Source organism: Geobacillus thermopakistaniensis (genome assembly GCF_000498995.1).
Lineage (GTDB): Bacteria > Bacillota > Bacilli > Bacillales > Anoxybacillaceae > Geobacillus > Geobacillus thermoleovorans.
Window position 1 is genome coordinate 1 of the sequence record NZ_AYSF01000024.1, and the last position, 23541, is coordinate 23541.

At 52.7% G+C, this 23541-nt stretch carries 23 protein-coding genes and 12 tRNA genes; 3 read left to right on the top strand and 32 right to left on the bottom strand.

The window, feature by feature from the left end; translation table 11 throughout:
• Window positions 1-110: 110 nt before the first annotated feature.
• From T260_RS136360 to T260_RS136300, 13 genes are all read right to left on the bottom strand, one after another.
• Window positions 111-184, bottom strand: a tRNA-Gly gene (locus tag T260_RS136360).
• 169 nt (window positions 185-353) lie between these two features.
• A tRNA-Pro gene (locus tag T260_RS136355) sits at window positions 354-427 on the bottom strand.
• Between the two features lie 4 nt (window positions 428-431).
• Window positions 432-508: transfer RNA gene (locus tag T260_RS136350), tRNA-Arg, on the bottom strand.
• 76 nt (window positions 509-584) lie between these two features.
• Window positions 585-667 (bottom strand) — tRNA-Leu (locus T260_RS136345).
• Between the two features lie 15 nt (window positions 668-682).
• Window positions 683-764 (bottom strand) — tRNA-Leu (locus tag T260_RS136340).
• A gap of 5 nt (window positions 765-769) precedes the next feature.
• Window positions 770-845 (bottom strand) — tRNA-Lys (locus tag T260_RS136335).
• Between the two features lie 294 nt (window positions 846-1139).
• Window positions 1140-1214: transfer RNA gene (locus T260_RS136330), tRNA-Gln, on the bottom strand.
• A gap of 14 nt (window positions 1215-1228) precedes the next feature.
• Window positions 1229-1304, bottom strand: a tRNA-Asp gene (locus T260_RS136325).
• Window positions 1305-1336: 32 nt separating this feature from the next.
• Window positions 1337-1408: transfer RNA gene (locus tag T260_RS136320), tRNA-Glu, on the bottom strand.
• A 19-nt stretch (window positions 1409-1427) separates the two neighbouring features.
• Window positions 1428-1520 (bottom strand) — tRNA-Ser (locus T260_RS136315).
• 7 nt (window positions 1521-1527) lie between these two features.
• Window positions 1528-1602: transfer RNA gene (locus T260_RS136310), tRNA-Asn, on the bottom strand.
• A gap of 67 nt (window positions 1603-1669) precedes the next feature.
• Window positions 1670-1744, bottom strand: a tRNA-Asn gene (locus tag T260_RS136305).
• Between the two features lie 636 nt (window positions 1745-2380).
• Window positions 2381-2830: a SprT family protein gene (locus T260_RS136300; RefSeq protein WP_013144047.1), complete on the bottom strand. Its 450-nt coding sequence runs from the start codon at window positions 2828-2830 to the stop codon at window positions 2381-2383.
• An 89-nt stretch (window positions 2831-2919) separates the two neighbouring features.
• On the opposite strand from T260_RS136300, the gene cmpA reads away from it, so the two are divergent.
• Window positions 2920-3033 (top strand): cortex morphogenetic protein CmpA, encoded by a 114-nt coding sequence (cmpA, locus tag T260_RS1000000139370; protein WP_013144046.1) that lies wholly within the window; start codon window positions 2920-2922, stop codon window positions 3031-3033.
• Window positions 3034-3051: 18 nt separating this feature from the next.
• Here the strand turns inward: cmpA and T260_RS136295 are convergent, their stop codons facing one another.
• From T260_RS136295 to acpS, 6 genes are all read right to left on the bottom strand, one after another.
• On the bottom strand, window positions 3052-5217 hold the full coding sequence (locus T260_RS136295) for a Tex family protein (RefSeq protein ID WP_020278947.1): 2166 nt from the start codon (window positions 5215-5217) through the stop codon (window positions 3052-3054).
• Between the two features lie 331 nt (window positions 5218-5548).
• Window positions 5549-5899 (bottom strand): type II toxin-antitoxin system endoribonuclease NdoA, encoded by a 351-nt coding sequence (gene ndoA, locus T260_RS136290; protein WP_003253417.1) that lies wholly within the window; start codon window positions 5897-5899, stop codon window positions 5549-5551.
• 4 nt (window positions 5900-5903) lie between these two features.
• On the bottom strand, window positions 5904-6185 hold the full coding sequence (locus T260_RS136285) for a CopG family ribbon-helix-helix protein (RefSeq protein ID WP_011229742.1): 282 nt from the start codon (window positions 6183-6185) through the stop codon (window positions 5904-5906).
• A gap of 126 nt (window positions 6186-6311) precedes the next feature.
• Window positions 6312-7466, bottom strand: coding sequence for an alanine racemase (gene alr / locus T260_RS136280; RefSeq protein ID WP_011229741.1), 1155 nt, complete (start codon window positions 7464-7466; stop codon window positions 6312-6314).
• Between the two features lie 248 nt (window positions 7467-7714).
• Window positions 7715-8728, bottom strand: coding sequence for a LolA family protein (locus T260_RS136275; protein WP_014194683.1), 1014 nt, complete (start codon window positions 8726-8728; stop codon window positions 7715-7717).
• A gap of 79 nt (window positions 8729-8807) precedes the next feature.
• Complete coding sequence (gene acpS / locus T260_RS136270) at window positions 8808-9197, bottom strand: holo-ACP synthase (RefSeq protein WP_011229738.1); 390 nt, start codon at window positions 9195-9197, stop codon at window positions 8808-8810.
• Window positions 9198-9310: 113 nt separating this feature from the next.
• Here acpS and T260_RS136265 point away from each other — a divergent pair, with 113 nt between their 5' ends.
• Window positions 9311-9928, top strand: coding sequence for a rhomboid family intramembrane serine protease (locus T260_RS136265; protein ID WP_014194682.1), 618 nt, complete (start codon window positions 9311-9313; stop codon window positions 9926-9928).
• A gap of 11 nt (window positions 9929-9939) precedes the next feature.
• Here the strand turns inward: T260_RS136265 and cshA are convergent, their stop codons facing one another.
• From cshA to T260_RS136230, 7 genes are all read right to left on the bottom strand, one after another.
• Entirely contained in the window at window positions 9940-11343 is a 1404-nt protein-coding gene (cshA, locus tag T260_RS136260) for a degradosome RNA helicase CshA (protein WP_014194681.1), read from the bottom strand.
• A 60-nt stretch (window positions 11344-11403) separates the two neighbouring features.
• Window positions 11404-12126, bottom strand: a complete 723-nt coding sequence (locus T260_RS136255; RefSeq protein ID WP_021322022.1) for an alpha/beta hydrolase — start codon at window positions 12124-12126, stop codon at window positions 11404-11406.
• A gap of 72 nt (window positions 12127-12198) precedes the next feature.
• Window positions 12199-13575: a UDP-N-acetylmuramoyl-tripeptide--D-alanyl-D-alanine ligase gene (locus T260_RS136250; RefSeq protein WP_021322023.1), complete on the bottom strand. Its 1377-nt coding sequence runs from the start codon at window positions 13573-13575 to the stop codon at window positions 12199-12201.
• Window positions 13576-13581: 6 nt separating this feature from the next.
• The gene (locus T260_RS136245; protein WP_021322024.1) at window positions 13582-14685 is read right to left on the bottom strand and encodes a D-alanine--D-alanine ligase; all 1104 of its coding nucleotides are present in this window, start codon (window positions 14683-14685) and stop codon (window positions 13582-13584) included.
• A 253-nt stretch (window positions 14686-14938) separates the two neighbouring features.
• The gene (locus T260_RS136240; protein ID WP_023633370.1) at window positions 14939-16081 is read right to left on the bottom strand and encodes an MGDG synthase family glycosyltransferase; all 1143 of its coding nucleotides are present in this window, start codon (window positions 16079-16081) and stop codon (window positions 14939-14941) included.
• A gap of 12 nt (window positions 16082-16093) precedes the next feature.
• On the bottom strand, window positions 16094-16690 hold the full coding sequence (locus T260_RS136235) for a DedA family protein (protein ID WP_021322026.1): 597 nt from the start codon (window positions 16688-16690) through the stop codon (window positions 16094-16096).
• A 10-nt stretch (window positions 16691-16700) separates the two neighbouring features.
• Window positions 16701-17429: a polysaccharide deacetylase family protein gene (locus T260_RS136230; protein ID WP_014194676.1), complete on the bottom strand. Its 729-nt coding sequence runs from the start codon at window positions 17427-17429 to the stop codon at window positions 16701-16703.
• Between the two features lie 273 nt (window positions 17430-17702).
• On the opposite strand from T260_RS136230, the gene murG reads away from it, so the two are divergent.
• The gene (gene murG, locus T260_RS136225; protein WP_023633371.1) at window positions 17703-18776 is read left to right on the top strand and encodes an undecaprenyldiphospho-muramoylpentapeptide beta-N-acetylglucosaminyltransferase; all 1074 of its coding nucleotides are present in this window, start codon (window positions 17703-17705) and stop codon (window positions 18774-18776) included.
• A 302-nt stretch (window positions 18777-19078) separates the two neighbouring features.
• Here murG and T260_RS136220 read toward each other — a convergent pair whose 3' ends face one another.
• The 6 genes from T260_RS136220 to ytaF all read right to left on the bottom strand — a co-directional run bounded on the left by T260_RS136220 (window position 19079) and on the right by ytaF (window position 23500).
• Window positions 19079-19900, bottom strand: coding sequence for an undecaprenyl-diphosphate phosphatase (locus T260_RS136220; RefSeq protein WP_013144033.1), 822 nt, complete (start codon window positions 19898-19900; stop codon window positions 19079-19081).
• Window positions 19901-20083: 183 nt separating this feature from the next.
• Window positions 20084-21022, bottom strand: coding sequence for an ROK family protein (locus tag T260_RS136215; protein ID WP_011229727.1), 939 nt, complete (start codon window positions 21020-21022; stop codon window positions 20084-20086).
• A 153-nt stretch (window positions 21023-21175) separates the two neighbouring features.
• Window positions 21176-21679 (bottom strand): spore coat protein, encoded by a 504-nt coding sequence (locus tag T260_RS136210; protein WP_011229726.1) that lies wholly within the window; start codon window positions 21677-21679, stop codon window positions 21176-21178.
• Window positions 21672-21848, bottom strand: coding sequence for a hypothetical protein (locus T260_RS1000000139380; RefSeq protein WP_156100176.1), 177 nt, complete (start codon window positions 21846-21848; stop codon window positions 21672-21674). Before T260_RS1000000139380 ends, T260_RS136210 begins: the two co-directional genes overlap by 8 nt.
• The gene (locus T260_RS136205; protein WP_023633373.1) at window positions 21811-22794 is read right to left on the bottom strand and encodes a sporulation protein; all 984 of its coding nucleotides are present in this window, start codon (window positions 22792-22794) and stop codon (window positions 21811-21813) included. Before T260_RS136205 ends, T260_RS1000000139380 begins: the two co-directional genes overlap by 38 nt.
• A 67-nt stretch (window positions 22795-22861) precedes the next feature.
• Window positions 22862-23500: a sporulation membrane protein YtaF gene (ytaF, locus tag T260_RS136200; RefSeq protein ID WP_023633374.1), complete on the bottom strand. Its 639-nt coding sequence runs from the start codon at window positions 23498-23500 to the stop codon at window positions 22862-22864.
• Between the last annotated feature and the right edge of the window lie 41 nt (window positions 23501-23541).

Here is a 23541-nt window from a genome sequence, read left to right on the forward strand (position 1 = left end):
TTGGCTTTTTGCTTCAGCCGCAGCACCAAAGGCGCTAAACGACCTCCGCTTTTCGTCGCGCTTCGTTTCGTTCAGTTTTCAAGGAACGAAATAATCCTATGGACTCTTCATGGAGCGGGTGATGGGAATCGAACCCACGACATCAGCTTGGAAGGCTGAGGTTTTACCACTAAACTACACCCGCATAATTTTTGATGAAACACCCATCACAATCTTTCATGCCCCTTCCTCTGCCAGCCGATTCAAAGAAGCTGGATGCGTCGGGGCAACTCGAAGCGTATTCGGCGAAGTGAAGGCTCGTGGCTGAGGTTTTACCACTAAACTACACCCGCATAATATTTAGTTTAACAAAATCGGGAAGACAGGATTTGAACCTGCGACCCCATGGTCCCAAACCATGTGCTCTACCAAGCTGAGCTACTTCCCGATGATGGCGCGCTCGAGAGGATTCGAACCCCTAACCTTCTGATCCGTAGTCAGATGCTCTATCCAATTGAGCTACGAGCGCAATAGATTATTGCACCAAAGAGACGGATTATATTTTAGCAACTCGCTGTGTTGCTGTCAATAGTTTATCTAAAAAATGCGGTCGAGAGGACTTGAACCTCCACGGGGTCGCCCCCACTAGGCCCTCAACCTAGCGCGTCTGCCATTCCGCCACGACCGCATATTGACTAATCAGTGCGGGTGGAGGGACTTGAACCCCCACGCCGTGAGGCGCCAGATCCTAAGTCTGGTGCGTCTGCCAATTCCGCCACACCCGCTAATATGGTGAGCCATGGAGGACTCGAACCTCCGACCCTCTGATTAAAAGTCAGATGCTCTACCTACTGAGCTAATGGCTCATGGTTGGGTATACACTCACAGTGAACGTTGTCCCTTCCTCTGCTAGCATATTCGAAGATGTCGGATGCGTCGGGACAACTCGAAGCAAATCTGAAGATGCTTTGCTCGTTGCTCTACCTACCTGAGCTAATGGCTCATGGTGATCATAACACTCTAAGTACTGATGAACTCTACCTGCCTCTTCCTCTACCAGCTGTTTCAAGGAAGCCCGGTGCGTCGAGGCAACTCGAAGCAAACTCGAAGATGCAGCGCTCGTTACTGAGCTAATGGCTCATGTATTTAACACATAAAAATGGCTGGGCCAGCTGGATTCGAACCAGCGCATCACGGAGTCAAAGTCCGTTGCCTTACCGCTTGGCTATGGCCCAGCGATTTAGTGCAATGGCGGTCCCGACGGGACTCGAACCCGCGATCTCCTGCGTGACAGGCAGGCATGTTAACCACTACACTACGGGACCACAAATCGCGGGGATCACCCCGCGCTATTCAGTGACCCGTACGGGATTCGAACCCGTGTTACCGCCGTGAAAGGGCGGTGTCTTAACCACTTGACCAACGGGCCACGCATATACGTATTGGAGTGGCGGAGAAGGCGGGATTTGAACCCGCGCGCCGTAAAGCCACGACCTAACGGTTTAGCAAACCGTCCCCTTCAGCCACTTGGGTACTTCTCCAAAGAAATGGCTCCGCAAGTAGGATTCGAACCTACGACCTACCGGTTAACAGCCGGTTGCTCTACCGCTGAGCTATTGCGGAATGATGAANCGACCTAACGGTTTAGCAAACCGTCCCCTTCAGCCACTTGGGTACTTCTCCAAAGAAATGGCTCCGCAAGTAGGATTCGAACCTACGACCTACCGGTTAACAGCCGGTTGCTCTACCGCTGAGCTATTGCGGAATGATGAAAAAATTATATGTCATGCATATCTTTACGATGTGCTCGTTGCCTCTTCCTCTGCCAGCTAATTCAAGGAAGCGAGATGCGTCGAGGCAACTCGCAGCCAATTCGAAGATGTGAGGCTCGTCGCTGAGCTATTGCGGAATGATGTTTGACAATCGACATTGTTTATTATATTGAGCAACTTGTCGTTTGTCAATACGTTTTCCCGCAACTTCCTCTGCTGTTTTCCGCCGTTTAGCGACGACTTTTATAATTTAGCACACGATCATCCTGATTGTCAACCTTTTTTCGCAAAATGTTTTGTTTGATTATTGGCATTGACTGGACATTATAGTTTAACAATTCCTGACGAAAAGGCAGCTTGTCTATTTTCTCGACTGACGAACACCAAGGCGTGACGGAAGAACGAACAACCACCCGCTTCACAGACCCATGCATGGGTCTGAAAGCGGCATTGTTCAGTCGCCCGACAGTCGATCAAATGCCGAGGCTATGGAAAAGCTGCAAATGTTAAAGTTTCAAATTGCATCTACTCTGAAAATACCTGAGCTTCAAAATGTGTAAAATTGTAATATTCGACATAGAGATATTTTCATCCTTCCGATGGCAACCAAATTTTTCTGTCATGGAAGCCTAGGATCGTTTGAGCTTGCTTCGGCAGCGGCCGCAAACATAACGGTCTATGTTGATCCGTCTTTTGCGGCGGTAGGTGAGGCCGCATGACGTGCAAATGTATGTGTAGATCGTTTTCGGCGCTTTTGTATTTCGAGCAAGCGGACGACAATAGCGAGGCGCCCCCACTTTTTGCAGCAGTTCGCGGAAGTCGCGGTCGCGGTGGCGGTAGCCTTTTCCCTCAAGGTGCAAGTGGTAATGGCAAAGCTCGTGTTTGATGATGGCGATCAATTCTTCCTCGCCGAACTGCTCGTAATGTTTTTTATTGAGCTCAATGTTGTGCGTTTGCAACATGTAGCGCCCGCCGGTGGTGCGCAAACGAGGGTTGAAGAAAGCGGTATGGCGAAACGGCTTGCCGAACACGCGAATGGAAATTTGTTCGACAAGGGCTTGCAGCTGCTTTTGGTCCATGGCGGGTCTCTCCTTCATCTTTTGGCACAGGACAATTCACCATTACATACATATATATTACCTTTCCACTGTCAGGGAGGTGACTGATTTTGCCTACATGGCTGAAAAATCAGATGAGACGAGCCTACTATGAGAAAAACCGTGAGCAAATTAAACTGTTGAACCAATGCTGGTTTTTTTATCGGAGAAAACACTGCTCCTAAGGCAGTGCTTTCTCCATTTCACTCTTTCGGCGGCACCATCGACAGCGATATTCTTCCCTTCGCCACATCGACATGCTCGACCCATACTTTGACGACGTCGCCGACCGAAACGACATCGAGTGGATGGCGCACGTATTGTTTGCTTAGTTTGGAAATGTGCACGAGCCCGTCCTGTTTGACCCCAATGTCGACAAAGGCGCCGAAGTCAACGACGTTGCGCACGGTTCCTTCCAGCTCCATGCCTGGCTTCAAATCTTCCATCTTCAACACATCTTTGCGTAATAGCGGCTTGGGCAGCTCGTCGCGCGGATCGCGCTCTGGGCGGCACAACGCGTCAATGATGTCGCGCAACGTCAGTTCTCCGATGCCGAGCTCGGCAGCCACCATCTCGACTTCGATGGCTTGCAGCGCCTGGCGCAGTTCATCACTGCCAATGGCGGCGGTCGTAAATCCTAACTTACGCAACAGTTGCTTCACTTCCGCGTACCGCTCGGGGTGAATCGGCGTGCGGTCAAGCGGTTCGTCGCCATCAACGATGCGCAAAAAACCGATGCACTGCTCGTACGTTTTCGCTCCGAGCCGAGGAATCGTTTTCAGCTCTTCGCGGTTGCGGAATTTCCCTTGCTCTTCGCGACGCTTGACGATGTTTTCTGCAACGGTTTTCGTGAGCCCGGACACGTACTGAAGCAGGGAGACGGAGGCAGTGTTGACGTTGACACCGACTTGATTGACGACCGTCTCGACGACGAAACGAAGCGACTCGGCAAGCTTTTTTTGCGACACATCGTGCTGGTATTGGCCGACGCCGACCGATTTTGGATCGATTTTGACAAGCTCGGCGAGCGGGTCTTGGACGCGGCGGGCGATCGAGACGGCGCTCCGCTCTTCGACTTGCAGGTCGGGAAACTCAGCGCGTGCAAGGTCGGAAGCAGAGTAGACGCTCGCTCCTGCTTCATTGACAATCAAATAAAAGATATCGCGTTGCACATGCTTCAGCGTGTCGGCGACAAACTGTTCGGTTTCCCGAGATGCTGTTCCGTTGCCAATCGCGATCATATCAACGTGATGGTCATCAAGCAGGCGAAGAAGTTTCGCGCGCGCCTCTTCTTTTCGCTCTTGCGGCGGATGCGGATAGATCACATCAATGCGAAGCAGTTTCCCCGTTTCGTCGACAACTGCGAGCTTGCACCCAGTCCGATAGGCTGGGTCGATGCCGAGCACCGTTTTTCCTTTGAGCGGCGGCTGGAGAAGCAGTTTGCGCAAGTTTTCAGCGAAAATATGGATGGCCCGCTCCTCCGCTTTCTCCGTCAACTCGTTGCGGATGTCGCGTTCAATGGCAGGCTCCATCAGCCGCTTGTATCCGTCCTCGATCGCTTCTGCCACGATGGGAGCGGCCGGGGACGATTCATCAGCGACTGTTTTTCGCCGCAAATAGCGAATGATGTCCTCAACAGGCGCCTTGATCGAGACGCGCAGCACCTCTTCCTTTTCACCACGGTTTAACGCCAACACGCGGTGCGGAACGATTTTAGCGAGGGGTTCCTCGTAGTCGTAGTACATTTCGTACACACTCTTTTCGTCCTTTTCCGGCGCTTTGGCAACCGAAGCAATCGTTCCTTTCCGCCGTGTCTCGTCGCGCACCCATTGACGAAGAGCAGCGTCATCTGCCACTTTTTCGGCGATGATATCTTTCGCACCTTGAAGCGCCTCTTCAACGGTTGCGACTCCTTTATCTTCGTTGACGAACATTTCGGCCTGTTGTTCCGGAGTTGGGGCCGGTGGACACGAAAGGAGCCATTCGGCAAGGGGTTCAAGCCCTCTCTCTTTTGCGATTGTTGCTTTCGTGCGCCGCTTTTGCCGATATGGGCGGTATAAATCTTCGACTTGTTGCAACTTCGTGGCCTCAAGAATGTCGCGCTTTAACTCTTCCGTCAACTTCCCTTGCTCATCAATGAGGCGAATCACTTCCTCTTTCCGTTGCTCTAAATGCTGCAAATACTCCCATCTCTCAAGTACTTCACGAATTTGCACTTCATCGAGCGCCCCAGTCATTTCTTTCCGGTAGCGGGCGATAAACGGGATCGTGTTTCCTTCTCGATGGAGCGCAATGACGTTTTCGACTTGCTTCGCTGCCAGCTGCTGCTCGGCGGCAATGACTTCAATGAGCCGCTGTTCGTTAGCCAAGCGATTCCCTCCTTAATGATATGGGACTTGAACGCTCTCCCACCTACGCTAACGCTTCGAGGTGGAAGTGGGGGATGAATCGGTTTAGGATAATAAAAAAAGCGCTACCTGTACGCAGCTGCTTTGTGAAACAGTATACATAGATGAAAATGGAAGGACAGATCGTTCCGGGAAGACCGATCTGCCCGTCTCACTAACGTGAACACTCGATAATCAAGACCGATGCCGCACGTCAACGCCGCTTTCCCCATCCGCTCGGCCGCCCGTTGGCAACCGAAAACGCCGTTTCTCCTGTTCGCTGTTATGCCAAAAGCAAAGGTTTTTCGCTCTATCAAAAGTCGATCAGCCCTAAGCTAATTTGCAGCGCCTCATCGACTTTATCCATCATTTCATCGTCCAAATGAGTGATTTTATCGGTCAGCCGTTGCTTGTCGATCGTGCGAATTTGCTCAAGCAAAATGACCGAATCGCGTTCAAACCCGTAGCGTTTCGCGTCAATCTCGACATGCGTCGGCAGCTTCGCTTTTTGGATTTGCGCCGTAATCGCCGCGACAATCACCGTCGGGCTAAAACGATTGCCGATATCGTTTTGGATCACCAACACGGGGCGCACGCCGCCCTGCTCCGAGCCAACAACCGGGGAAAGGTCCGCAAAATACACGTCGCCACGTTTGACAATCAAAGCATTACCCCCCGCTAACTAAGCGTTCAACGGTGTGGTCGGCCTCGTATTCAGCATGAAACGCTTCAGAAGCGATAGATAAATTGATTTTCGCCATTTCCATGTAGCCTCGTCTCATCGCCTCGCGAATTTGCCGTTTCTTCCGCTCGCGAATGTACATTTTCGTCGCTTGATAAATGAGTTCATTGCGGTTGCCGTTTTCCTGCTTTACGAGCACGTCCAGTTCTGTCAGCAGCGACTGCGGCAAACGAACGACGATTTCCGCTGTTGCGCCAGATTCCGACACAAATATACACCTCCACGAACTGCAGCCATTGATTGCTTCCACTTCATGATACCATTAAACAACGGCGCTGCAAAGTCATTTCTCCATTTTCTATCCTTTGTCTTCCGAAGCAGATTATGCATCGCTTCATCCGCGACCAACGGCGTTTCTCACTTCCATTATACGCTTATTTCGGAAAAAAATACGGGGCACCCGGTAGCCGATCGTGCACGGCACTTCATAATTGATTGTGCCCAAATGGCGGGCGACATCATCGATGGAAATGACTTCGTCCCCTTGGCGGCCAATTAATGTCACCTTCGTCCCGACAGGCAGCGGCTCCGGCAGGCGGATCATGCATTGATCCATGCAGATACGGCCGACGATCGGCGCCCGCTGCCCGCCAACAAGCACATGAAAGTGCTGCAGGCGGCGCAGCCAGCCGTCCGCATAACCGATTGGAATCGTGCCGATCCACTCTTCCGTCTGCGCGGTGTACGTCGCACCGTAGCTCACCTTTTCGCCTGGTTGCAGTTTTTTGACGTGTACAAGGCGGCTATGGAGCGAAAACGCCTCTTTCAATTCGTATGGGAGGAGCGGCTTGATGTCCGGCGATGGGGCGAGCCCGTACATCGAAATGCCAAAGCGAACCATGTTGAACGCTCGATCGGAAAAACGAAGGGCCGCCGCGCTGTTGGCGCAATGAACGAGCGGCGGCCGCGACGGCAGCCAGTCAAGCATATGCAAAAAGCGGGCGTATTGATAAGAAAAGTAATCCGTATTCACTTCATCAGCGGTCGCAAAATGCGTATACACCCCTTCAAGCACAAAGGGCGGATGGCGATCGATCAAGGCCGCTATTCGCTTTGTCTCCTCTTCGTCTTTAACCCCAAGCCGTCCCATTCCCGTGTCCATCTTTAAATGGAAATGAATCGGGGTCGAACCGTTATATAGCGATGACGCCTTCTCGAGCCAATCAGAGCGAAACACGGTTAAGGCGATGCGGTGTTCGGCGGCCAACGCCACATCCTCGGGACGAGACGCCCCAAGCACTAAAATCGGGGCATCGATGCCTTTTTTTCGTAAGGCAAGCGCCTCGTCCAAAAAGGCGACGGCCAAGCGGGAAGCGCCCGCTTCGAGCGCCGTTGCCGCCACTTGGGCATCGCCGTGCCCGTAGGCGTTCGCCTTGACAACGGCCATAATTTGCGTACCCTCCGGCAAAAAGCGGCGCAAATTCGCGACGTTGTCGTAAATGGCGTCCAAATCAATTTCCACCCACGTATCGCGGTGAAACTCGTCCATCCTCTCTCGCTGCCTTTCTAGTCATAGCCAGTTTGAAAGCGCTTGAATCGATTGGATTCCTTTTTTAGTTTACCATGTTCCTAGGGAAGAAGGAATAGGATGAGCGGCGGAAAAATGAGAAAAACGGCGGAAAACATTGGAGATCGCAACGATTCGTCCACTGTCCTGCCTTCACTGCTTCTGCACAAAAACAAAAAGCAGCTTCTCCGCTTCAACGCGGAAAGCCGCCTGTTTGCAAAACCGCACTGTCATTTTGCCGCTTTTTCTTGCACTGAGCTGGCGACCATCACCATTTCTTCCGGCGTCAAATCGTCCGAGGCGAGCGTAAACTCCGCCCCATTGTACCACCATGTCAACGTTCGGTCGGTGAGGGCGCCAATGGTGAATCCTAAATCAACCGGGTCGCCGTTGACAAGAACTGGCATGCTTGTCGCCGGAAGCACATCCGCTTTTTCTTGCACAAGCGTAAACGATTTTTTGCCGCCGAATGTCATAATGACGCGCGTGCCGTTTTCACCTTTCACTTCTTTTTCCTCGAGCGCTTGAACCCCTTTCGGAAGCTGACTCGGGTACATGACGGCCATCACTTGCTCTTTTCCTTCGGCCATCGTTGGCACCTCAAGACGGGCGCCAGTCATGTTTTTCTTTGTATCAAACGCGTCATCATCAAACTTTTTGTTAAACTCGACGTTGGAAAACTCGACCGTCAACAGCGCTTTCCGGTCCGTATCCATCACTTTGACCGAGACGGGCGCCAAATCTTTTTTGCGCAGCGTAATCTCTTGGGTTGGAATGACTTCGCTGTTCGGGTAGTTCGTTTTCGTCTCAAACACATAGTAATCGTCCGTCGCCTTAAACTTCGCCTTCGAATCGCTCAAAATGTCTTTGACGAGCGATTCGTACAAATACGCTTGGCTGCTGTTTTTCGGCCAATCGCTCACAAACTTGAAGGTTTTGTTGAGCGCCGGCGTGAAGACGAACACCCCTTCGTCATTGCGCAAAATCATTTGGCTTTGTCCTTTGTCGGCGTTTTTCAAGCTGACGCGGTAGTAGGACGGCTGCTTGTGCCACACTTCAACATGATACACTTGCGGCTTCTCACCGGTGCGGAACGTCATTTTCGCCTCAGCCTGATAACCCGTCATCTCATCGACCTTTTCATCAAGCGCCTTCAGCACCTCTTCCTGCGATTTCGACCCGCAGCCAGCCAAAGCAAACAGAAAAATGATGCCGACCAACGCCATCAGCACGTTTCTGCCCATCGCTTCAACCCCTTTGCCTCATATATCGATTTCTACCCATGCACTACAATATATGAGACAACTTTCGGGAATATGCAGACTAGCCATGGCAAGCATCAGCCGGCGTCATCGGTCCAAGGCGCTCAATGACGACTTGGGCGACGGCGTAATCGCGGCTATGGGAAATGGACAGATGAACCGTCTCGCCATCGCGGCGGGCAGCAATGCTCGGCTTTCCGTGCTCATCGGAAACGATCTCGATGTCTTGAAACGATAGATGCCGCCCGATCCCCGTTCCGAGCGCTTTGGCGTACGCTTCTTTAGCCGCAAATCGCCCGGCGAGAAACTCTGCCTGTCTTGCGGGCGGCAACTCGCCAAACTGCGCTTTTTCACGCGGCGTCAAAATTCGCTCTGGAAATTTGCGGCTCCGCTCAAGAAGGGAGCGGATCCGTTCCAACTCTACAATATCAATGCCAATGCCGACGATCACTGCTTCCTCACCTATCCTATCCGCCCTGATGGTCGGACAAATTTTTTATGAGAGACCCGCATAAGATGGCTTATAAAAAACGCCCCATTTCCGCGAAGAAGGGAGACCAACCCGTGTTTCAACATGCAAGCGATGTCCGCTCATTTGTCCGCCTTTATCCCGTCGTTGCCGCCTTATTATTGGTCCATATCGCCGCATGGCTGTTGTTTTCTCTTCCCTTGACAGCGCTTGAACCCATTTGGCAATACGCCGTCGGGACGAACGGCGCGATCCGCCATGGAGAGTGCTGGCGGCTTGTCAGCCCAATCGTGCTGCATCGCGATTTCCACCATATGGCCGCCAACAGTTTGTCCTTATGGCTGTTTGGCCCCTGGCTGGAGCGCGCACTTGGGAAAAGAAAGTTTTTGTTTCTGTATATCGGAGGCGGAATCGGCGCCAATGTCGCCACTTTATTCCTTCTGCCGCCGCTGTACACCCATGTCGGGGCGTCGGGCGCCATTTTCGCCTTGTTTGGCATGTACAGCTACCTCGCCCTATTCCGCCGCGACTTAGTCGCCCCCCGCCACGCCCAGCTGCTGCTTTCGGTCATGGCGGTTCATTTGCTGATTGGCATCATGACACCACATGGGAATTTATTGGCCCATCTATTTGGCTTCGCCGTCGGCGGCCTGCTTGCCCCCTTTTTGTCCATCCGCCCCAAGCGGCCGTCGTTTTACATGCCTCGGCTATGAAAAAACGGCGCTTAATGCGCCGTAATCCGCCGTTTCTTCGTCCGGCTGCGGGCTGAGCCGTCCGGGCGGCCGCCCCGTTTTTTCTCCCGCTTGACCGCTAAAGGCGGCTCTTCCGTCAATTGCACCGGCGTCGTATCCGGCTCGCGCGTCAACATTTTCAAGCAGGCAGCGACAATCGTTACCGAATCGTGCTCTTCAAGCAATTCTTCCGCTGCCCGTTTGTAAAATGACAGGTTTTCGGTCTCCACGACGTTGAGAAGCTTTTCGATAGCGATACGCTGTTGGCCTTCGAGCGCCTCATCAAGTGTCGGCGGCTTCATCCGCTCCATTTTCCGCTTCGTCGTCCGCTCAATATGGTGAAGCTGGCCGATCTCCCTTGGAGTGACAAACGTCATCGCCACCCCTGTCTTGCCGGCGCGCCCGGTGCGCCCAATCCGGTGGACATAGCTTTCCGGGTCTTGCGGAATATCAAAGTTGTACACGTGCGTTACGCCGGAAATATCCAAGCCGCGCGCCGCAACATCCGTCGCCACTAAAATTTCAATCGCACCTTCCTTAAACTTGCGCAGCACCGACAGCCGTTTCGCTTGGCTTAAATCGCCATGAATGCCTTCCGCTGCATAGCCTCGCAAGTTGAGCGCCTCTGCCAGCTCATCGACACGACGCTTCGTGCGGCCGAACACGATCGCGAGCTCCGGCGCCTGAATATCAAGAAGCCGCGTCAAAATGTCAAATTTCTTTTTCTCGTGCACTTCTAAGTAGTACTGTTGAATGTTCGGCACGGTCATTTCCTTTGCCTTCACTTTGACAAGTTCCGGCTCGTTCATGAAGCGCTCGGCAATGCGGCGAATCGGATCCGGCATCGTCGCCGAGAACAGCAACGTCTGCCGCTCGGCCGGCACATGGCTTAAAATCGCCTCAATATCTTCGATAAAGCCCATATTGAGCATTTCATCCGCCTCATCGAGAACGACCGTATGCACATGCTCAAGGCGGAGCGTCCCACGGTTGATATGGTCGATAATACGGCCCGGCGTCCCGACGATCACGTGCGGATGTTTTTTCAAAGCGCGGATTTGCCGGTCGATATCTTGACCGCCGTAAATCGGCAAGACGCGCACGCGCTTGACGGCGCCGATTTTGTACAGCTCTTCTGATACTTGGATGGCGAGCTCACGCGTCGGCGCGACAACGAGCGCTTGAACAGCGCTGTTTTTCACATTCACTTTCTCAACGATCGGAATGCCAAACGCCGCCGTTTTCCCCGTTCCGGTTTGCGCTTGACCGATTACGTCTTTATTTTGCAGACTGAGCGGAATCGTCTTCGCTTGAATCGGAGTCGTCTCTTCAAACCCCATCCGCTCGATCGCTTTCATCACTTCTTGGCTTAATCCTAATTCTTGAAATGTCGTCAATGTTATCCAAACTCCTTATAAAAAATCGTCCCTTTATCCGAGAGAAAGGTTTGACAGTTATCATACCATGTTATGCGGTGATTTGCAATGATGGGCATGGGCAGCGCGCAAAAATGTTTCCACCTCAGCAAACAGAACGTGCCGATCGATGCTATGACAAACATGATGGAACGAATTGGGCAAAAGCAACAGCTTTTTTTCTGAAGACCCCATGCGTTCATATAAATAGCAGGCGCTTTTTAACGGCACGATCCCATCTTTTTCTCCTTGCACAATGAGCGCGGGTGCCGCGACGCGCGGAAGTCGGGGACGCACATCGCGAACGAGTTTGCGAAACTCCCTGACAGCTGAAAACGGCGTCGCCATCATTTTGTTTCGATAGCGGAGAAACAGTGGGTGCTCCCGCGCTCCTTTCCATCCATTGGCAAACATCTCGCGGATGTCGCGCCATAATTGGCGCGGGTTGACATAGTAAAACGCAGCGCTTAGCAGCACGAGTTTGGCGACCGGGTATTTTTCCGCCAAGTAGACGGCGATCACTCCACCCATTGAAAACCCAATGACATACACCACACTGCAACGGTGATGGAGCGCTAAAAACGCTTGTTCCGCCGCCGCGATCCATTGGTCGTATGTAATTCCTTTCAACCGCAGTTCGCTTCCGTGGCCCGGCAAGGTCGGCGTTTCGATCATCCAATCGGTCCGCTCCCGCAAATAATCGGCCAGCGGCGCCACTTCTTCTGGACTTCCCGTAAACCCGTGAATACATAAACAGCCGATCATCATTTCCACCCCCGCCCGAATGAAAAGCGGCGCCTGTGACGCCGCTTTTAGTTTCTCTCGGGTTGCTTGATGTTACACCCAATATCGAAGCAACTCTTCCAATTTCATGCCGCGCGATGCTTTCAATAAAACAATGTCATCCGAAGTCGCGACGGAACGCACGGCCTCGGCCAACGCTGCTTTATCGTCGAACTCCCTCACCCGCCCATCATCAAAAAATGGGGCAGCCGCCGCGGCGATATGGTGCGCCAGCGGCCCGTAAGTGAACACATAGTCCACCATTCCCGGCCGCAACACCTCCCCGATCTCTCGATGAAACGCCACTTCTTCGTCACCAAGCTCCAACATATCGCCCAATACGGCGATTTTTTGCCGGTAGCCGCCTAATTCCCCAAGCAGCGTCAAGGCGGCGCGCATCGATGTCGGGCTAGCATTGTAGGCGTCATTAATGACGGTAAAGCCATATTTCGTCTTGACGACTTCCGTACGCATGCGCGTCACTTGCAGGCGGGAGAGAGACGCATCAATGCCTTCCCAATCGATGCCGAAAAAGCGGGCGACCGCAATGGCGGCGAGCGCGTTGTACACATGATGCTTGCCTAATACCGGCATAAACAGCGTCCGGCCGGGGAGCGCATTGATGACAAACGATGTTCCTCCCGCTTCAATGCGCACATCGGTCGGATAGTAATCGTTCTGTTCGCCCGCCCCGAACGTCACGACATGGCGGGGAAGCGGCAACTTCGGCACGCGCTCCGTCAAGAGCGGCTCATCGCCGTGGTAGACGAATAAACCATCATGGTGCAAACCCGCCAAAATTTCCAACTTCGCCTTGGCGATGCCTTCCCGCGACCCGAGCTCCTGCAAGTGTGCTTCTCCGATATTCGTGATGACCGCTGCGTCCGGACGGGCGATCATGGTCAGCCGCTCGATTTCGCCAAACCCGCTCATCCCCATTTCGACAACGGCCATCTCCGTCCCTTCGTCAAGCGAAAGAAGCGTCAGCGGCACGCCGATGTGATTGTTCAAGTTCCCTTCGGTCTTTTGCACTCGATAGTGGGTTGAAAGCAGCGCGGCAATCATATCTTTCGTCGTCGTTTTGCCGTTGCTGCCAGTGACGCCGATCACCTTCATTCCAAGCTGCTCGCGGTAGCGGGCGGCGAGCCGCTGCAATGCCAAAAGCGTATCATCCACAACGACCACTGGCACACCTTCCGGCGGCGTTCCTTCCCTTTCCGCCCACAGTACGGCGGCGGCTCCTTTTTGCACCGCTTCTTGCACGAAATCGTGGCCGTTAAAGGTCGCACCGCGCAACGGAACGTACAAGTTGCCGGCTTGGATCGTCCTTGTGTCGGTTGACACACCGCTTACGACCATATTCTCCCATTCCGGCTTTAAACACTGTCCGTCAGCCATTTCGGCGATTTGCCGCACTGTCCGTTTGATCATCGGCTCTCACCTCTTTTCTTTTTTGAACGTGTACGTGATCGTCTGCTTTTCTTGATGTCGTTCCAATGCGAGCGCGATAAGCCGTTCAATCAGCTCCGGGTACGGCACACCGCTGTGCTGCCAAAGAAGCGGGAACATGCTGTATGGCGTAAAGCCTGGCATCGTGTTTACTTCGTTGATATAAACAGCGCCATCTTCGGCGAGGAAAAAATCGACGCGCGCAAGTCCAGACAAATCCAGCGCCTGAAACGCCGTAATGGCCATTTGTTTGATCGTCTCATACTGTTCTTTCGTTACGTCCGCTGGGATGATCAATTCGGTTTGCCCGTCTTCGTATTTCGCTTCATAGTCGTAAAATTCCTTTTTGGGAACAATTTCGCCAACGACCGAACAAATCGGCTCATCATTTCCGATCACGCCGATTTCAATTTCGCGGCCGACGATCGCCTCTTCAATAATAATTTTTCGGTCATACTGAAATGCCTCGATAAATGCGGCTTTTAAATCGCCGCGCTGCTTGCATTTGGAAATGCCGACGCTCGAACCGGCGTTGGCTGGCTTGACAAAGCACGGGTAGCCAAGCTCTCGTTCGATCCGGTCATACACCGTCTCGCCTCTTTTTTGCCAATCGTACTTCGTCACGGCGATATATTTTGCTTGGCGCAACCCGGCCTGCGCAAACAAGTTTTTCATCATCACCTTATCCATGCCGACCGCGGAAGCAAGCACCCCGTTGCCGACATACGGAATGTTCAATATCTCAAGCAACCCTTGCACCGTTCCGTCTTCGCCGTTCGGCCCATGCAAAAGCGGGAAAATGACATCGATCGTTTCCTCGTTTCCTCCCGCAGCCGAATCGGCAGCCGGAACTTGGTTCAAGGAAACCGGAATCAAGGCGGTCGCCGCCGAAGTGAATTGCAGCTGCTTGATTTCCTCGATCGGTCCGGTCAGCTGTTCGCCCTTGATCCATTGACCTTCCGGTGTAATATAAATCGGAATGACATCGAATTTATGAGGATCAATGGCGTTCATCACCGCCATCGCCGTCGACAACGATACTTGGTGCTCCGGTGATTTGCCGCCGTATAACACGCCAACTCTCGTTTTCATCATCGTTCCTCCTCTTTCCTTGGCCATCGTTCCTATTGTAACACGTTTCGCGCCCAACGGTCTGATATTTTATATGTACGATGCAGGTTGTTTCGCCACCCCCCATAAGCGATAAGGAACAAAAAAGTGAGGGTGTCTAAAAAGGTGGTTCTTCTTTCAACAAAGCACAACATATCGTTTTCCAGCATTTGTTTTACACGTATATACAGGAATAAGAAAAGGTGCCCCGACCGTTTTGGGACACCTTCTGTCGCTACGGATGCAACACGCGCCAAGCCATGCGTTGCGGCATGGCCGCTACCACTTCGGCGAGCGCTTCTTGCCCCGTTTTTTCCACGCCGGCAAAATAATCGGACACACGGCGGAAAAACCGGTTTTTCTCCACGTCATCCATCAACAAGCGAAGCATGTGCTGCTCGCCGCTTTCTGGCCCGACCAAATGATAAATGAGACCATTTTGCTGTAAATATTGCAAATTGATGCGCTCCTGCCCAGGCAAGCAATCGATCGTAAAAATCGGAATGCGCTTATGAAGCAACTCGCTGACCGTCACCCCGCCTGGTTTCGTAATGACGGCATCCGCCTCTTCATACAGCCGATTCATCTCTTCCGGGTCAGCGATGTATGGAAGCGGCCGGATATGAGGCAGCTGCCAGCTGGCGATTTCCTCGTACAGCTGGCGATTGGCGCCGCACAGCACCGAATAGCGGAACAACGTTGACGTGCGGGCCGCCCGCAAAAACGCCAGCATATTGCCAAGCCCTTGGTTTCCACCGGCGACAAGCACATGAGCAGGCTGCCGCTTGCGTCTCGCTTCCGACCGATTCATAAACACATCGTGCACTGGGATGCCAGTGACGATGATGCGTCCTTTGTCAACCCCGTACTTCGTGATCAGCTCCCATTTCGCCTCTTGATGGGGAACAAAATGATAGTCAATAAACCGTTTCCCCCAGATGCTGTTCATAAAAAAGTCGGTGTAGACATTGACAACTGGAACCGTCAGCACCCGTTTTCGCTTCAGCCGCTGCAAAATGCGCGACGGAAACGAATGGGTGCAGACGATTAAATCCGGCCGTTCTTCTTCCACCATCTTTTTCATTTTGCTTTCAAAATAAGGCAGCCATGGCTCAAACGAAATGAACTCAAACCGGGGCGGCTCTTGGTACATCAGCGTTTTGTACACACGGTGGTACGAAGCAGGATGCGAGCGAATCCAGCGCAAGTAGGCCTCTGACACCATTTTTTCCATCAGTTCATTGCAATAGCTCAAAAAATCGATCTTTTTGCTTTCGACCGCCGGAAACTGGCGGCGCAAAAAATCCATCAACGTATCGGCTACTTTATGGTGTCCCGTATTCATTTGAAACAGCGGCAAAAACAATACTTTCATCATCGATCGCACCCTTTAGCTTTCGAAAGATTTTTTGCGCCTCCGCTGCCCAACCCATGCCGCAAGCAAAAAAAGCAAAAACAACGCCAAACCGGCAAGCGGAAAAGAAATCAGGGGGATATGGATGCGCTGGCCGAGCCAAAGCCCCGCCGCGGTCAACGGAACGGCCCAACCTGCCGTTCCAAGCGCCGACAGCAACAAAAACGGCCCGAACGGAAACCGGCTCACTCCCGCCATATACGGGCAAATTTGCCGCACCCCGGGAGCATAGCAGCCGAACAAAATCCCCCATTTGCCATAGCGGCCAAACCAGCGGCGAGCCCGCTCCCAACGTTCAGCCGTAATTCCGACGCACTTGCCGTACTTTTGCACAAACGGCGCCCCCCACCACCGGCCGGCGCCATAGGCCGCCACCATGCCCGTCATCGCTCCGCCCCAGCATGAAGCGAGCGACGGTCCAAGCAGCAACTGCTCCTTGGCAACCATCACGCCGACCAAAAAGAGCAAGCTTTCCTCCGGCGCCGGAATGCCGACAATGCCGCAAAACAAAAATAAAAACAGCATCACATATCCATATGACTGGACATACGGCAACCATACGCTTGTATCCATAGCTCCCCCGCTACATCGCCGAGATTTGTGTATTAGTTTGCACATTTCTCAGTTCCGTAATCGTCACCCAACGCATCTTTTTCGCTGCTTCATCCTTAAACAGCAGCTCGAGCGCTGACAACATTTGCTCTGGCGCGCGTTTGTCAGCACCTAACGCATCCCCATTGTCATGAAGCACAATCACCGCCCCGCCGCGTATGGACGAACGCAAGCGGCGGAACAATTCCATTGTACCAATTTTTTCGTTCCAATCGCCAAGAATATGCGACCATAACACCGTTGTATACCGTTTTTGCACGATCGGCGTCCAAGCGTTAAAATGCCCCCACGGCGGGCGGTAATACACCGGGCGTTGGCCCGTCGCCCGCTCAATCGCCGCAGCGGCGCGGCGCACCCCCCAATCCAACCAAATCGGCGGCAACAGCCAATTGCTGATGTGGCGGTAATTATGAATCCCAATTTCATGGCCTTCTTCGGCCATCCGCCGCACAATATCCGGATAGCGCTCGACTTTGCGGCCGACAACGAAAAACGTCGCCTTCACGCCATATTTCTTTAATAAATCAAGCAACTTTGGCGTATAATACGGGTCGGGGCCGTCATCAAACGTCAGCGCCAGACAATCGGATGCCGTCCCCTCCCGAAACAAACGCACCCGCTTTTTGCGAATGATGATCGTCGGTACAATGCCATAAATGGCAATTCCCACAATGAAACAAACGAACAGCCAAACCCACATGGCATTCACCTCTTGATTGTACTTTACCAATATTTCTTCTCTCTGAAAATAGAAAAATGAACTTTCTGTATTCGAGATCATCACGCTGCAGATGTTTTATCATATAACAAACAAATGAGAAATCGAAAAGAAAATCATGAAAATTTCATGCAGACCGTCCAGTTTTCTTACTATACGAAAAACGCCACCGCTTGGTTTCCTCCCGAAGCTAGGTGGAATCTGCTATAATACATAACGATACACGAGCGATTAAAAAAAGACAGGTGATCCGCATTGCGAAAAAAAATCATCTTAACCGGCGGCGGCACAGCCGGCCACGTGATGGTCAACGTCGCCCTCATCCCGAAATTGAAAGAGCTGGGATGGGATATCGTTTACATCGGATCTCATCAAGGGATTGAACGGGAGATTATCGGCCGCATCGACGGCGTCCCGTACTATTCGGTTTCGACCGGAAAACTGCGCCGCTATTTTGACTGGAAAAACTTTAAAGATCCATTCAATGTGCTGAAAGGCGTTTGGCAGGCGTACCGCCTGATCCAAAAAGAAAAACCGGACGTCGTCTTCTCAAAAGGCGGATTCGTCTCCGTTCCCGTCATTCTCGGCGCTTGGCTGAACGGTGTGCCGTCGGTGATCCATGAATCTGACTTAACCCCGGGGCTTGCGAACAAAATCGCTATGCCGTTTGCGACAAAAATCTGCCTCACCTTCCCGGAAACGAAGCAATACGTCAATGCCGATAAAGCCGTCTACGTCGGCGCCGTCGTCCGCGAAGAGTTGAAGGATGGCAACGCCGAACAAGGGAGGAAGATGTGCCAGTTCGACGGAAAAAAACCGGTCTTGCTGGCGATGGGCGGCAGCTTAGGCTCGAAAAAAATTAACGACGCCTTGCGCGCCAACCTATCGACGCTTCTTGCCGAATTTGACATCATCCACATTTGCGGCAAAGGAAACATCGACCCAAGCCTCGCAGGCCAAAAAGGATACAAACAGTTCGAATACGTCAACGAAGAGCTGCCCCACTTACTCGCCTTGGCCGACATCGTCGTCTCCCGCGCCGGGGCGAACGCCATTTTCGAACTGCTCTCCTTGCGCAAGCCGATGCTGCTCATCCCGCTCTCGAAAGCGGCAAGCCGCGGCGACCAAATTGCAAACGCTCGTTCGTTTGAAAAAGCAGGCTATGCGGAAGTGCTGATGGAAGAGGATTTAACGAACGAATCGCTGCAAGCCGCCATTCACCGCCTATATGAAAACAAAGACCGCTACCAAAAAAACATGGAGAAAGCCGGCGCGAGCGATCCGCTGCAAACGCTGCTTGCAATCATTCAAGACACCGCCCGTTTGTAAAAACAGGCGATGCCCGATGCGGCCAACCACGGCCGTTTTTCGGCATCGCCTCGTTTTGTTTTCATCACCACACAACGAGCCTTCTCTCCTTTACACCGGCTCAAGCCGATAACGGTTGATACGGAACACATGGTCGCACAAGAGATCGATATCTTCATGATGTTGTACTGGAATTGTGATGCTGGCTCAGTCTTAGCACTCAGCTAGCACTACGGGTTATTTTTATTCAAATTTTTTCTCTTTCCATTTCCTTCCCCCAACCAGAAAACCGCCCGGCGGAACAACCCCGCCAGGCGGCACGACTAGAAGTATAAGAAATAAATGACAACGGCCAGCACGATCCGATACACCGCAAACGGCACGAGGCGGATGCGGTTGATGAGCTCAAGGAAAAAGCGGATCGCGAGCAAGGCGAAGACAAAGGCGCTAAAAAAACCGGCGATGAAAAACGGGATATCGGCGGCGGTGACATATTGCCAGTTTTTCAACAGCGACAGCCCGCTCGCCCCAGCCATGATCGGAACAGCCATAATGAACGTGAAATCGGCGGCGGCGCGATGGCTCATGCCGACAAGCACCCCGCCAGAGATCGTCGAGCCGGAGCGGGAAAAGCCGGGCCACAAGGATAAACATTGCATCAAACCAACAAAAAACGCCTGCTTGTACGTAATTTGGTCGACCGTCTGCGTCCGCGCGGCTTTTTTGGCGAATTTGTCGGCGGCGATCATCAACAACGCGCCGAGCACAAGGCCGATCAGCACCGTTTTTGTCGAAAACAAATGTTCATCGATGTAATCTTCAAACAAGACGCCGAGCACCCCAGCCGGCAGCAGGCCAATGATGACGTGAATGAGGTTAAGGCGCGGATGTCCGCCCGGATGGCGGCCGCGAACGCCAAGCAAGTCGAGAAATCGGTCTTTAAACACGACCACAGCGGCTAAAATCGAGCCGAGCTGAATGACGACTTTAAATGTATTCGCCGCGTACTTGCCTAAAAACTCTGTGGATTTCAGCCAAAGATCGTCGACAATAATCATATGGCCGGTCGAGGAAACAGGGGCGAACTCGGTCAGCCCTTCGACCATCCCTAAAATGATCGCCTTCCATAATTCCATCCAGTGCATGTCCTTCCATCCTTTCTGCGCGGGGTCGTCCTTTCTATACATATGGGCCAAGCGGGTGGAATAACACTCCGCTTTTGGCCGCGCCTGCTCTATTGTACTACAAATCTTTGTCTTGTACTACCCGCGCTTTTTCTAGGCAGCGACCTTGTTTTCGAGACAGAATCATCGACTTCCTGTTGCTAGTCAATGGGACGGGCCGGACGCTTCCCCTAACTCCCCGCGCCGCTCTAAGTAATGATACAAAGCGCCGAGCAAGTTCGCATCGTTTTTGAATTGGCACGTCTCCACCACTGGCTGGACTTTGGCAATTGGAACGAGCGACAATAACACCGAAAGCCGCTTGTTGATTTCGTCGACGAAATCGGGGCGGCTGCTAATGGCCCCGCCCAAAATGATTTTTTCCGGGTCGTATGCGTACTGCAAGTTAAAAATCCCTTGGGCCAATGAAAAATAAAACCGGTCAATGGCCTTTTGCGCGGCTTCATCGCCTCTCTCGGCCAACGCAAATACTTTTTCTCCGTCCAGCTCCCTCTCCGGCATCCCCTTTTCCTCAGCCGCCATCCGGATCAGCGCACTTGTCGCCGCCAGTTCGCTCCATGTTTTGCATTCGATCCTTCCGTTCCCATAGCGGACATCCATCAACATATAGCCAAATTCCCCGCCGTGCAAATGCGCCCCTTTATGGATGCGTCCGTCTTTCACGATCGCCCCGCCAATGCCGGTGCCGACAATGACAAAGGCGATGTCGCGGCAGTGCCGCCCCGCTCCTTTCCATAATTCACCGAGCGCTGCGCAGTTCGCGTCATTTTCCAGTTCCACCGGCAGGCCCGTCGCTCCGCCGAATACTTCTTTAAAGTTTGGGCCGTGAATGCACGGCAATGCGCTGCTTCCGCCGATGATGCCAAGATCGCTGTCAACGCTTCCTGCGGAACTGATCGCGATGCCGGAAAGTTCATAGTTCGCCTGCGCCTGGCGGACGGCGTTAAGCAAGTCATCGCGAAATTGATGAAAGTCATGCCGCTCCGAACGGTAACGCCCCTTTTCGAAAAAGTCGCCATGCTCGTTCATGACGGCATGTTTGACATATGTGCCGCCAATATCAAAAACGATATAGTAACGCACCGATGACGCCTCCTTCGTTTATGATCTTTCCTCTCTTCTAGCTCCATTAGGCTTAGCTGTTTCTCCGCTTTTATGTATTCGCCGTCGGTCCATCCGCTCCTCCCCGCCGCAATGAAAGAGGCCGCTCCACTTGGCGGGAGCGGCTCGTTTCTGTTATCGTTCATATCCCATCGACAACGCTTTTTGCGCGTTGCGGACGTCGTTGTGAAGGAGCTGGACAAGATCGTACGCTGGATAATAACTGCGTTCATACATATAGTTGAACGCTTTTTCGTGCGTGTCAATGGCTTTGAGCAGATGTTTGACAAACGTTTTGCGCAGCACCGGCGTCGCCGCCTCGGTAATGGCAGCAGCATAATTGCGCACTGCCGTTTTTGAAAAGCCAAGCAAGTCGCCAGCGTGCAAGGCGCGGTCGCCATCATCATGGTCGCGGCTTTCTTCCATCATAGGTGCCGCCGGAATGAAGGCAAGCAGCTCGCGCAAATTCGTTTCCAGCCCTTGAATCGTCTCAAGGTACAATCCTTTTAATTCAGGACAGTCGATTTTGCCGACCGCCTTTTTCATTTTTATGAGCCCGTTTGCTTGAAAAGCGATCAGTTCATGCAACTCCAACGTTTCATGCCAAGCCAAATGGCGATGACCGTACGTATCATTCATTTTGTTTCCTCCTTGTTTTATTTTTCCATTTATTGTATATGCCCACTAAGGAGAAACGGTCACCGTTGTACAAGACATCCGCATCAGCAAAAAAGCGCTTCGCGAAATGCGAAGCACCTTCCATATCATCATTACAGCCAATCTCCCCCATCAAATCCATCGCCGCCATCAAACCAATCATCCACGTCCAACCCGTCAGCGACATCATCGATCACATCGTCAAGCAACTCTTCCGCCACCATTCCCGCCAGCATCCCGGCCGCAAACCCACCAATGGCACCAGCCCACCCGTGTCCGCCATGATGCGAATGATGGACGGGTGGATAATGGCCTACTGGATGGCTATAGATTGGCGAATGCGGCGTTGCCAATGGATGCCCGCTCAGCTGGCCGAACGCCCCGGCCGCCCGCACCGCCTCTTCAATGGCTTCTCGAAGCAGACGGGCTGCCGTCGCCGAATCGCGAAGCTGTTCATGAGTGATCAACAGCTCCCGTTTCATTTCGCGTTCCCCGCCAAAGCCGTGGCGGACGTCGATCTCCAGATACAAACGCACCCCTTCTCCCTCGACAAGGGCAAAAAACTCGACTTCTTGGACGATCCCTTGAAATTCGCTCGTCGGGAAGAACGCAAATTCCTGGCCATGCGGCGTAATGCTTCCGGATGTCGCTTTCTCCCGGAATCCCAGGGCGGCCAAAGCGGAAAACACTTGCTCCAAGGCCGTCGGCGGCAAAATGTGAATGGCGTCTTGGTCATATGCATCCGCCCCATCGGCAATATCGAGCCGGGTGACGAACGTATAACGGACCGTTGGGCGGCTGATCGGCAAATGGAGCGGCAGTGCGTACGAAAACGGGAGCACTTTCCGCTCACCGGGCTGAATCGTAAACGAGGAAGCGACCGGGATCACCGCTGCGGTTCGGCGATATGCCTTTCCTTCCGCGTGCACCTCCAATTGCAATACGACATCTAGGTTCCGAATGTGTTGGGCGACCGAACCACCTTCCAGCAAAAATTCCCCTTCCAACGTTTCACCAAGGCGCACATGAGGGCGATGCAGCACGAGATCCACTTTGGCAGCGCCAATGCCGAATTTCGATAAAAACTTTTTCCACATCGGACCTCTCTCCTTTTTCATCAACCTATTTTCACATTTGAATTACGAACGAGCCGCCAAAATGGTGTCACCGAAATAATTTGATCAACCCTAGGACAATCAACACAACCCCAGGCAGCATTGTCGCCTTTTTCATGATTCCCGTTTTCGACACCATGTACCCCAACGATAAGCCGACTCGGATGAACATGAGAGTAAATACGCCAACCAACAGGGAAAACGAAAGCGGCGGGAAATGCAAAAGCGACGAACTGATCCCGGCGCCAAATGAATCCATCGACAAAGCGATCCCGATCAACAACGCTTCTTTTTGGCTGATCGTGCCTGAACGATCAAGATCCCCAAGTTCAGGCCGTTTCAATACTTGAACAGCGCCGCTGAATCGGTTAGCCTCCCCTGTTCCATCACATTCCATAGAGGAATCGCTTCCGTCTCCCTTTGGCTTATAGACGTTATAAATCGCCCAACCGCCAAGCGCCATGAGAATGACCGAAGCAAGCCCTCGCTCGACTTGCAACGGCAAAAAAAGCGCCAACAGACGGCCGATGTTCATGGATGCAAACACCACCGCCCCGGACATGGATGCGATAAGCGCCAACGAAAAGAAGGAAAAACGGACACCACCCATTCCATACGTCATGCCTACGCTCAAGCTGTCCATGCTCACGCTGAAAGCGAGCAAAATCATGGACACCCATAACCACATAGGAATCCCCCCTGCCGTACGATATGCAATTCCGTACGGAG